A 9,482-nucleotide genomic window follows, 5' to 3' on the forward strand; every position below is an offset into this window, starting at 1 on the left:
GCCCGCATTCCTGAACGACCGGAGATTGCCCCATGCTGCTCATCGTCCTTGCCTATCTCGGCGGCGTGCTCACGATCCTGAGCCCGTGCATCCTGCCGGTGCTGCCGTTCGTGTTTGCGCGCGCCGATCAGCCGTTCGTCCGTACCGGCCTGCCGCTGCTGGCCGGCATGGCGCTGACGTTCGCCGTCGTCGCGACGCTTGCGGCCGTCGGCGGCGGCTGGGTCGCGCACGCGAATCAGGTCGGCCGCTGGATCGCGATCGTGCTGCTCGCGGTATTCGGCCTGACGCTGCTGATGCCGCGCGTCGCCGAACACCTGACGCGTCCGCTCGTCGCCGCCGGCAACCGGCTCACCGGCCTCGCGCAGCGCGACGGCCGCCCGGCCGGCCCCGCTTCGTCGCTGTTGCTCGGCGTCGCGACGGGCCTGCTGTGGGCGCCCTGTGCGGGCCCGATCCTCGGCCTCGTGCTGACCGGCGCCGCGCTGCACGGCGCGAGCGTCGGCACGACGCTGCTGCTGATCGCGTATGCGGCCGGCGCCGCGACGTCGCTCGGCATCGCGCTGGTGATCGGCGGCAAGGTGTTCGCCGCGATGAAGCGCTCGCTCGGTGCCGGCGAATGGATCCGGCGCGGGATCGGCGCGGCGCTGCTGGCCGGCGTCGGCGCGATCGCGCTCGGCCTCGATACCGGCGCGCTCGCGCAACTGTCGACCGTCGCGACGAGCGGCCTCGAAACGAGGCTCGTCGACCGGCTCGGCGGACGCTCGAACGGCGCGCCGGCCGCCATGTCCGCGACCGGCGACGCCGCGCACGTAGCCGCCGGCAACGCGATGATGACCGCAACCGCCGACGCGGCGCCGGCCAACGGCAGCGCGATGATGCGCGCGGTCGATGCGACGGCCGCAACCCGGACGCCGGACGCGCTGCCGGTCGAACGCGCGCTGCCGTCGCTCGACGGCGCCGTGCAGTGGCTGAACTCGCCGCCGCTGACGGCGGCCGGCCTGCGCGGCAAGGTCGTGCTCGTCGATTTCTGGACGTACTCGTGCATCAACTGCCTGCGCACGCTGCCGTACACGACCGCGTGGGCGCGCAAGTACGCGCCGTACGGACTCGTCGTGATCGGCGTGCACGCACCCGAGTTCGCGTTCGAACGCGACATCGGCAACGTGAAGAAGGCCGTGCACGACCTCGGCATCGACTATCCGGTCGCGATCGACAACCGCTACGCGATCTGGCGCGCATTCGGCAACGAATACTGGCCCGCGCACTACTTCGTCGACGCCCAGGGGCGCATCCGCTACCACCACTTCGGCGAAGGCGAATACGCGCAATCGGAGCGCGCGATCCAGTCGCTGCTCGCCGAAGCCGGACATCCGGAAGCGCTGAACGTGCCGCTCGGGCTCGCCGGCGCGCCGCCGAAGGGCGCACTCGCCGCCGCCGACAGCGCGGACGTGCGTTCGCCCGAAACCTATGTCGGCTATGCGCGTGCGGAGGATTTCGCATCGCCCGGCGGCGTGGTGCGCGACGCGGCGCACCGCTACGACGCGCCCGCGCATCCCGATCTGAACGACTGGGGCCTCGCCGGCACGTGGCAGGTCGGTGCGGAGCGCGCGACGCTCGCGGCGCCGTCCGGCCGCATCGTCTACCGGTTCCATGCGCGCGATCTGCATCTCGTGCTCGGCCCCGGCGCGAACGGCAAACCGGTGCGCTTTCGCGTGACGCTCGACGGCGCCGCGCCCGGCGACGCGCACGGCGCCGACGTCGATGCGCAGGGCTACGGCACCGTGACCGGGCAGCGCCTGTACCAGCTCGTCCGGCAGCCCGGCGCGATCGCCGATCGTACGTTCTCGATCGAGTTTCTCGATCCCGGCGTCGATGCGTACGCGTTCACGTTCGGCTGAGCGTTCGGTTGAGCGTTCGAGCGCACGTGCCGTCGTCACCCGACACCGTCTTCCATCCGGCCTTTCGAAGGAGCAAACGATGAACCCGACACCTACTCGCGATGCAGCACAGCCGCGCCGCTCAGCGATGCTGCGCTGCATCGGCGCGATCGCCGTCGCGGCCGCCGCGGTTTTCGGCTACCAGCGCGTGGTCAATTCCGCCGAGCCGATGCGCACCGTACCGGCGCCGACGCTCGACGAATCGCCGGGCGCGTCGCACGACGAGACGGCCGTATTCGCCGGCGGCTGCTTCTGGGGCGTGCAAGGCGTGTTCGAGCACGTGAAGGGCGTGAAGCAGGTGACCGCCGGCTACGCGGGCGGCGCGTCCGAAACCGCCCGCTATGCGCTCGTCGGCACCGGCCTGACCGGGCACGCGGAATCGGTACGCATCGTCTACGATCCGACGCAGATCACGTACGGCCGGCTGCTGCAGGTGTTCTTCTCCGTCACGCACGACCCGACGCAGCTGAACCGGCAGGGCCCGGACGAAGGATCGCAGTACCGGTCCGCGATCTTCCCGACCACCGCGCAGCAGCGCGCGGTCGCGACCGCGTACATCGCGCAGCTCGGCAGCGCGCACGCGTTCGCCGCGCCCGTCGTCACGCGCGTCGAGCCGTACAAGGGCTTCTATCCGGCCGAGGCCTACCATCAGAACTACCTCGAACTGCATCCGGACGCGCCGTACATCGCGTTCAACGATCTGCCGAAAGTCGCCGGGCTGAAGCAGCGGTTCCCGGCGCTGTATCGCGCGGACGCGGTGCTGTGGCGCGAGGCCGGGCGCTGAAGCGGCGCGGCGTCGCATGACGCGTGCGCAACGCGGCGCGGCCGGGCTTCGTGAGCCGGCGGGGCCGCCGCAGCCGCTTGCGCCGCATCAACGAAACCGCCGCCCGCCGACCGGGCAAACCCGCATCGCTTTCGCGGCATCGCGCAACTTCGCGTAGACTGCACCAGATCCCCGCCGCGTGTCGCGGCGCTCGGAACCTCACAGTCCAGCAAGGAGGCGTCACGGATGCGTGCAGTGCCTTTGCCTGACAGCAATACCCTCGAATCGTCCGCCGGTGCGGTCGTGCGCGATCTGCGCCGCGTGCCGATTCATCCCGATCACTGGTATCCGCTCGCGTGGTCGCGCGAGCTCAAGCGCGGCAAGACGCTCGGCGTGCGCTTCGCCGGCGAGCCGATCGTGCTCGTGCGTACCAAATCCGGCGCGGTGTACGCGCTCGAAGATCGTTGCGCGCACCGCCAGGTGCCGCTGCATGCCGGCGTCGTCGCCGGCGAAACGCTGCGCTGCTGCTATCACGGGTGGACCTACGACTGCGGCAGCGGCCGCTGCGTCGACGTGCCGTATCTCGGCCGCGATCGTCTGCCGAACGGCGTGCGCGCATATCCGTGCCGCGAAGCGCACGGGTTGATCTTCGTGTTTCCCGGCGATGCGACGCTCGCCGACGAGCGGCCGTTCCCCGCGCTCGCGTCGGCGGACGATCCCGCGTACAAGACGCGCCGCTTCGGCCGCGAGGTCAAGTGTCATTACTCGTTCATGCACGAGAACCTGATGGACATGAACCATCAGTTCCTGCACCGCAAGCAGATGGGGCAGATGCGTGCGCGCTCGGTCGGCCGTCGCCGCGGCGACGACTGGGTCGAGGTCGACTACACGTTCTCGCGGATGGAAGGCAAGCAGCCGGTCGGCGAAGCGCTCGTGTTCGGTTCGAGCAAGAAGCCGGGCGACCAGGCGAACAAGAGCGTGATGACGGTACGCACCGGCTATCCGTATCAGACGCTGCAGATCCGTTCGAGCGAAGGCACGCTCGTGATGGATCTGTGGATCGTCTACGTGCCGCTCGACGCGGCGCAGCGCACGAACCGCACGTTCGGGCTGCTGTCGATCCGCAAGCCCGGCGTGCCGTTCGCGCTCGATCTCGCATGGCCGCTGCTCGTGTGGTTCACCGAGCGCATCTTCCGCGAGGATCGCTGGATCGTCGAGCGCGAACAGGAAGCGCACGACCGGCAGGGCGCGGACTGGAACCACGAAGTGTTTCCCGTCATCAACGAATTGCGCGACCTGCTGCGTCATTGCGGCGCGCGCACCGTGATTCCGATCCGCGAAGCGAGCGACAACCGCTGAACGGCGGTGCGGGCGCGGGCACCGCTTCCGGGCCCGCGCTCGCAGCGCCGACGCACCGGACCGGATGCGGTTCGCGCAGCCGGTTCGCGATTCGTGCGGCGTCGCGCGCGTTATGCGATGCGCTCGATCGCGATCGCCGTCGCTTCGCCGCCGCCGATGCACAGCGACGCGATACCGCGCTTCAACCCGTACGTTTCGAGCGCAGCCAGCAGCGTGACCATCACACGCGCGCCCGACGCGCCGATCGGGTGACCGAGCGCGCACGCCCCGCCATGCACGTTGACCTTGTCGTGCGGCAGCTCGAGATCGCGCATCGCGGCCATCGGTACCACGGCAAACGCTTCGTTGATCTCGAACAGATCGACGTCGCGCAGGTTCCAGCCGGTTTTCTCCGACAGCTTGCGCAGCGCACCGATCGGCGCGGTGGCGAACAGGCCCGGCTTGTTCGCGTACGTCGAGTGCGCGACGATCGTGGCTTTCGGTGCAAGGCCGAGCCGCTCCGCTTCCGAGCGCCGCATCATCACGAGCGCGGCTGCGCCGTCCGAGATCGACGATGCATTCGCGGCCGTCACCGTGCCGCCTTCGCGGAACGCCGGCTTGAGCGTCGGGATCTTGTCGAGCTTCGCCTTGCCGGGCTGCTCGTCGATCGACACGACGGTTTCCGCCTTGCCGGCCTTCACGGTAACCGGCACGATTTCGGCCGCGAAACGCCCTTCCGCGATCGCGCGTTGCGCGCGCGTGAGCGACGCGATCGCAAACGCGTCCTGCTCGTCGCGGGTGAACTGGTACGCCTGCGCGCAGTCCTCGGCGAACGTGCCCATCAGCCGGCCTTTGTCGTACGCGTCCTCCAGTCCGTCGAGGAACATGTGGTCGAGCACCTGGCCGTGACCCATGCGCATCCCGCCGCGCGCCTTCGGCAGCAGATACGGTGCGTTCGTCATGCTCTCCATCCCGCCCGCGACGGCCACGCTCGCGGAGCCCGCGAGCAGCAGATCGTGCGCGAACATCGCCGCCTTCATCCCCGAACCGCACATCTTGTTGACCGTGGTCGCGCCCGCGGCGATCGGCAGCCCGGCCTTCAGCGCCGCCTGCCGCGCCGGCGCCTGCCCTTGACCGGCCGGCAGCACGCAGCCGAACACGATTTCATCGATGCGCTCGACCGGCACCTGCGCGCGCTCGAGCGCCGCGCGGATCGCCACCGCGCCGAGGTCGCTCGCGCTGGCCGGCGCGAGGTCGCCCTGAAAGCCGCCCATCGGCGTGCGCGCCGCACCGACGATTACGATCGGATCCTGAGTCGTCATGATTCGTTTCCTCCAGTGTCAGCGCGGTGCCATGCGCAACGCGCCATCGAGACGGATGACTTCGCCGTTGAGCATCGTGTTCTCGGCGATGTGGCGCACCAGCGCCGCGAATTCTTCCGGCCGGCCGAGCCGCGGCGGGAACGGCACGCTCTTGCCGAGCGCGTCCTGCACGTCCTGCGGCATACCGGCCATCATCGGCGTCGCGAAGATGCCCGGCGCGATCGTCACCACGCGGATGCCGAAGCGTGCGAACTCGCGTGCGATCGGCAGCGTCATCCCGACCACGCCGCTCTTGGACGCCGCATACGCGGCCTGTCCGATCTGTCCGTCGAACGCGGCGACCGATGCCGTATTGACGATCACGCCGCGCTCGCCTTCCGCGTTGGCGTCCTGTTTCGACATCGCTTCCGCAGCGAGCCGGATCATGTTGAACGTGCCGACGAGATTGATCTGCACCGCACGCACGAAACGCTCGAGCGAGTGCGGGCCTTCGCGGCCGACCACCTTCTCGCCCGGCGCGACGCCCGCGCAGTTGACGAGCCCGTCGATGCCGCCGAATGCATCGCGGGCGGCTGCGATCGCCGCCTGTCCGTCGGCTTCGCTCGTCACGTCGCACTTCACGAAGCGTGCGCGCGCACCCAGTTCGTGCGCGAGCTTCGCGCCGGCATCCTCGTTGACGTCGAGCAGCACCGCGTTGCCGCGTTGCTCGACGATCATGCGCGCCGCTGCGGCGCCGAGGCCCGAGCCGGCCCCCGTAATCAGAAAAACGCGATCGGTGATATTCATTCGTGATCCCTGTTCACGGTCGAGCGGCCTTCTCGGCTTCCATCTTGCGCAGCACGAAGCGCTGGATCTTGCCGCTCGGGGTTTTCGGTAGCGCGTCGACGAACTCGATCGCGCGCGGATAAGCATGAGCGGACAAGCGCCGCTTCACGTGCAAAGCCAGCTCGTCGGCCAGCGCCGGCGTGCCTTCGTAGTTGTTCGACAGCACGACGAACGCCTTGACGATCTCGGTGCGCTCGGGATCCGGCACGCCGATCACCGCGGCCTCGCTGACAGCCGGGTGCTCGATCAGCGCGCTTTCCACGTCGAACGGGCCGATCCGGTAGCCGGACGACGTGATCACGTCGTCCGCGCGGCCGATGAAGCTGACGGTGCCGTCCGGCTCCAGCTCGACGTTGTCGCCGGTGCGGTAGTAGCCGCCCGCGATCGCCGGCGTGTCCTGCTGCCAGTAACCGCCGAACCACAGCAGCGGCGAGCGCGCGATGTCGATCGCGAGATTGCCCGGTTCGCCAGGGCCCAGTTCGCGGCCCGCGTCGTCGAGCACCGCGACGCGATAGCCGGGCATCGCGAGGCCGGCCGAGCCGGCGTGCACGACGTGCGCGAGCCCGTGATGGTTGTTCACCACCATTCCGAGTTCGGTCTGCCCGTAGTGGTCGTAGATCGGCACGCCGAGCGTCGCGTCGAACCAGCGCACGACCTCGGGATTCAACGGCTCGCCCGCGCTGCTGACGACACGCAGCTTGCCTTTGATGCGCGCTGCGGCTTCTGCGCCGGCTGCCATCAGCATCCGGTATGCGGTCGGCGAGCCGGCGAGACTCGTGATGCCGAGCCGTTCGATCACGTCGTACGTGCTGTCGACGGTGAACGCGCCCTCGTAGAGCGTCGTCGCGTGGCCGAGCAGCAGCGGGCCGGTGATCGCGTAGTAAAGACCGTACGCCCAACCCGGATCCGCGATGTTCCAGAATCGGTCGCCGTCGCGCAGATCCACCGCGTCGCGCATGTACGCGCCGAACGCGAGCAGTGCGCGCAGCGGCACCGGCACGCCCTTCGGCAGACCGGTCGTGCCCGACGTCGACATCATCAGAAACAGGTCGGTGCCTTTGCGCGGCACCGGTTCGAATACGTCGGACTGCGCATCGAGCGCGGCGCGGAAATCGATGTCGCGTTCCGGCAGCGGCTCGTCGCGCTCGCGTACGGTCGCGACAGGCGGGCAATCGGCAATTTCGTCGAGCTTCGCGCGATTCGCGACATTGGTCACGATCAGACGCGCGTCGCTCATGCGCAGCCGATGCTCGATCGCCTTCGGGCCGAACGCGGTAAACAGCGGCTGGTAGACGGCGCCCGCGCGCCATGTGCCGAGGATCGTCGCGACGAGTTCGGGCGTGCGCGGCAACAGCCCGGCGACGACGTCGCCCGGCTTCACGCCGTGCGCGACGAGCAGGTTCGCAACACGCGCCGACAGCGCGCGCATCTGTGCGAACGTGAAGCTGCGATGCCGGCCGCCGGCGTCGATCCAGTCGAGCGCGATTGCGTCGCCCGATGCATGCCGGTCGCAGCATTCGACGCACGCGTTCAGGCCGCGCGCCAGGTCGCCGTGCAACTGCGCCGCGGCGGTGTCGATGCTGAACCGGGCCACGGCGTCGGCGTACGCCGGCACCGCCCGGGCGGTTGCTCCATCAGGCATGCGTGTCTCCTGTTCGTACTGTTCGTTATGACCGGCGGCGGACCGCGGTATATCGATAGTAGACAGCGCTCACATTGCAATCAATGACGAACGGAATCTAGAATCGTGATCGCTTTTGCCATATCGGGAGACAGGAAAAATGGGGCCGCAGATGATCTCGCCCGGTTTCGTCGACGACGCGCTCGCGAGCCTGCGCGAACGCGGCATCCCGACGGAGCCCGTGCTGGCGGAGGCCGGCTTGCCGCCCGTCGTGCGCGAGTCCGTTACGCCGCAGCAATATGGGCGGTTGTGGCTCGCGATCGCCGGCACGATCGACGACGAATTCTTCGGGCTTGCCGCCCGTCCGATGCGACGCGGCAGCTTCACGTTGCTGTGTCATGCGGTGCTATATGCCGGCACGCTCGAGAAGGCACTGCGGCGTGCGCTGAAGTTCCTGCGCGTGGTGCTCGACGAGCCGCACGGCGAACTCGTGGTTGCCGACGGTCGCGCACAGATCGTGCTGACACAGTCGCGGGGCCCGTACCCGGCGTTTGCGTACAGGACGTTCTGGCTGATTCTGCTCGGCGTCGCATGCTGGCTGGTCGGCCGACGCATTCCGTTGCAGCACATCGATTTCGCGTGTCCAAGCCCCGACCAGCGCAGCGACTATCACCAGTTCTTCGGCGTACCCGTGCATTTCGACCGCCCGCATAGCCGGCTGACGTTCAACGCCGCATATCTCGCGCTGCCGACGATCCGGTCCGAACAGGCGCTGAAAACGTTCCTGCGCGGCGCGCCTGGCAATCTGCTGGTCCGCTATCGCCACGATACGGGCTGGGTCGCGAAGACACGTGCGCATCTGAAGGCTCTACCTGCCGGCGAATGGCCGGACTTCGATACGCTCGCCGCGCACCTCGGCACGACTCCGGCGACGCTGCGAAGGCGCTTGCGCGGTGAGGGACAAAGCTTCGCGTCGATCAAGGACGAACTGCGCGGCGCATTGGCCCAGTCGCTGCTTCGCGGGCGAACGCTCAGCGTCGCGGAAATCGCCGCCGAGCTCGGTTTTACCGAGCCAAGCGCATTTCATCGCGCATTCCGGAAATGGACGGGTACGAGCCCCGGCGCGTTTCGGCGTGAAGTGCATGCGGCAGAGGCAGAGCATTGATCGACGATGGTGTCGTGAGCAGCGGCGGCTGAACTGCTGCGTGGGCAGAGACGACTTCGACGTCGCGTGATGGTGACGCAGTACCTGAGGCTGGTTGTCTATCTGCGTGCTGTGTCTGTACAGAAAAGCACGTGATGGCGGCATAGCGAGCGCCGTTGCACGGGAGTGATCTGGTGGATGAGCGATGGCGCGCGTCGATGTGCGAAAACCAGTGGACATCACGACGCGCTGCACAATGCTGACCGCGTCGATCTCCGCACTGCGGTACGCACTATGAGTGGGGAAACTCGAATTAGAAGCGCAAGCGACGAGCCGGAGACCGGTGAGCGTCGATAGGAGTCGCCTACGCACGCCCACCGAATCGCGGCGCATTCAAGGGCCGGATCGAGGCTGAAACGAGAGCCGGTCTCCAAGCAACGAACCGAGAACCACGAGCCGTAAGCGTGTCCCCAGCACCGTCTCGACGATGTGAAAGGAAGTTGCCAGAGTAGTCCCCACCAAAGTAGTGGGGACC

Annotated in this window: 7 protein-coding genes; 4 read left to right on the forward strand and 3 right to left on the reverse strand. The window is 68.4% G+C overall.

Translation table 11 applies throughout. The features are described from left to right. Positions 1-32: 32 nt before the first annotated feature. The 3 genes from BUB20358_RS12085 to BUB20358_RS12095 all read left to right on the forward strand — a co-directional run bounded on the left by BUB20358_RS12085 (position 33) and on the right by BUB20358_RS12095 (position 4,056). A complete protein-coding gene (locus tag BUB20358_RS12085; RefSeq protein WP_035976028.1) occupies positions 33-1,895 on the forward strand; it encodes a cytochrome c biogenesis protein DipZ in 1,863 nt (620 codons plus the stop codon). Positions 1,896-1,974: 79 nt separating this feature from the next. After that, a complete protein-coding gene (gene msrA / locus BUB20358_RS12090) occupies positions 1,975-2,718 on the forward strand; it encodes a peptide-methionine (S)-S-oxide reductase MsrA (protein ID WP_006767534.1) in 744 nt (247 codons plus the stop codon). 225 nt (positions 2,719-2,943) lie between these two features. After that, complete coding sequence (locus BUB20358_RS12095; RefSeq protein WP_035976029.1) at positions 2,944-4,056, forward strand: Rieske 2Fe-2S domain-containing protein; 1,113 nt, start codon at positions 2,944-2,946, stop codon at positions 4,054-4,056. A 110-nt stretch (positions 4,057-4,166) separates the two neighbouring features. On the opposite strand, the gene BUB20358_RS12100 is transcribed toward BUB20358_RS12095, so the two are convergent. The 3 genes from BUB20358_RS12100 to BUB20358_RS12110 are packed head-to-tail and all read right to left on the reverse strand — an operon-like array spanning position 4,167 to position 7,824. After that, positions 4,167-5,357 carry an acetyl-CoA C-acyltransferase gene (locus tag BUB20358_RS12100; protein WP_006767536.1) on the reverse strand — a complete coding sequence of 397 codons (1,191 nt, stop codon included), beginning with the start codon at positions 5,355-5,357 and terminating at the stop codon, positions 4,167-4,169. Positions 5,358-5,375: 18 nt separating this feature from the next. Next, a complete protein-coding gene (locus tag BUB20358_RS12105; protein WP_006767537.1) occupies positions 5,376-6,143 on the reverse strand; it encodes an SDR family NAD(P)-dependent oxidoreductase in 768 nt (255 codons plus the stop codon). A 13-nt stretch (positions 6,144-6,156) separates the two neighbouring features. After that, on the reverse strand, positions 6,157-7,824 hold the full coding sequence (locus BUB20358_RS12110) for an acyl-CoA synthetase (RefSeq protein WP_006767538.1): 1,668 nt from the start codon (positions 7,822-7,824) through the stop codon (positions 6,157-6,159). Positions 7,825-7,963: 139 nt separating this feature from the next. Here BUB20358_RS12110 and BUB20358_RS12115 point away from each other — a divergent pair, with 139 nt between their 5' ends. After that, complete coding sequence (locus BUB20358_RS12115) at positions 7,964-8,968, forward strand: AraC family transcriptional regulator (RefSeq protein ID WP_006767539.1); 1,005 nt, start codon at positions 7,964-7,966, stop codon at positions 8,966-8,968. The last annotated feature ends 514 nt before the right edge of the window (positions 8,969-9,482 follow it).

Source organism: Burkholderia dolosa, assembly GCF_902499135.1.
Taxonomy (GTDB): Bacteria; Pseudomonadota; Gammaproteobacteria; order Burkholderiales; family Burkholderiaceae; genus Burkholderia; species Burkholderia dolosa.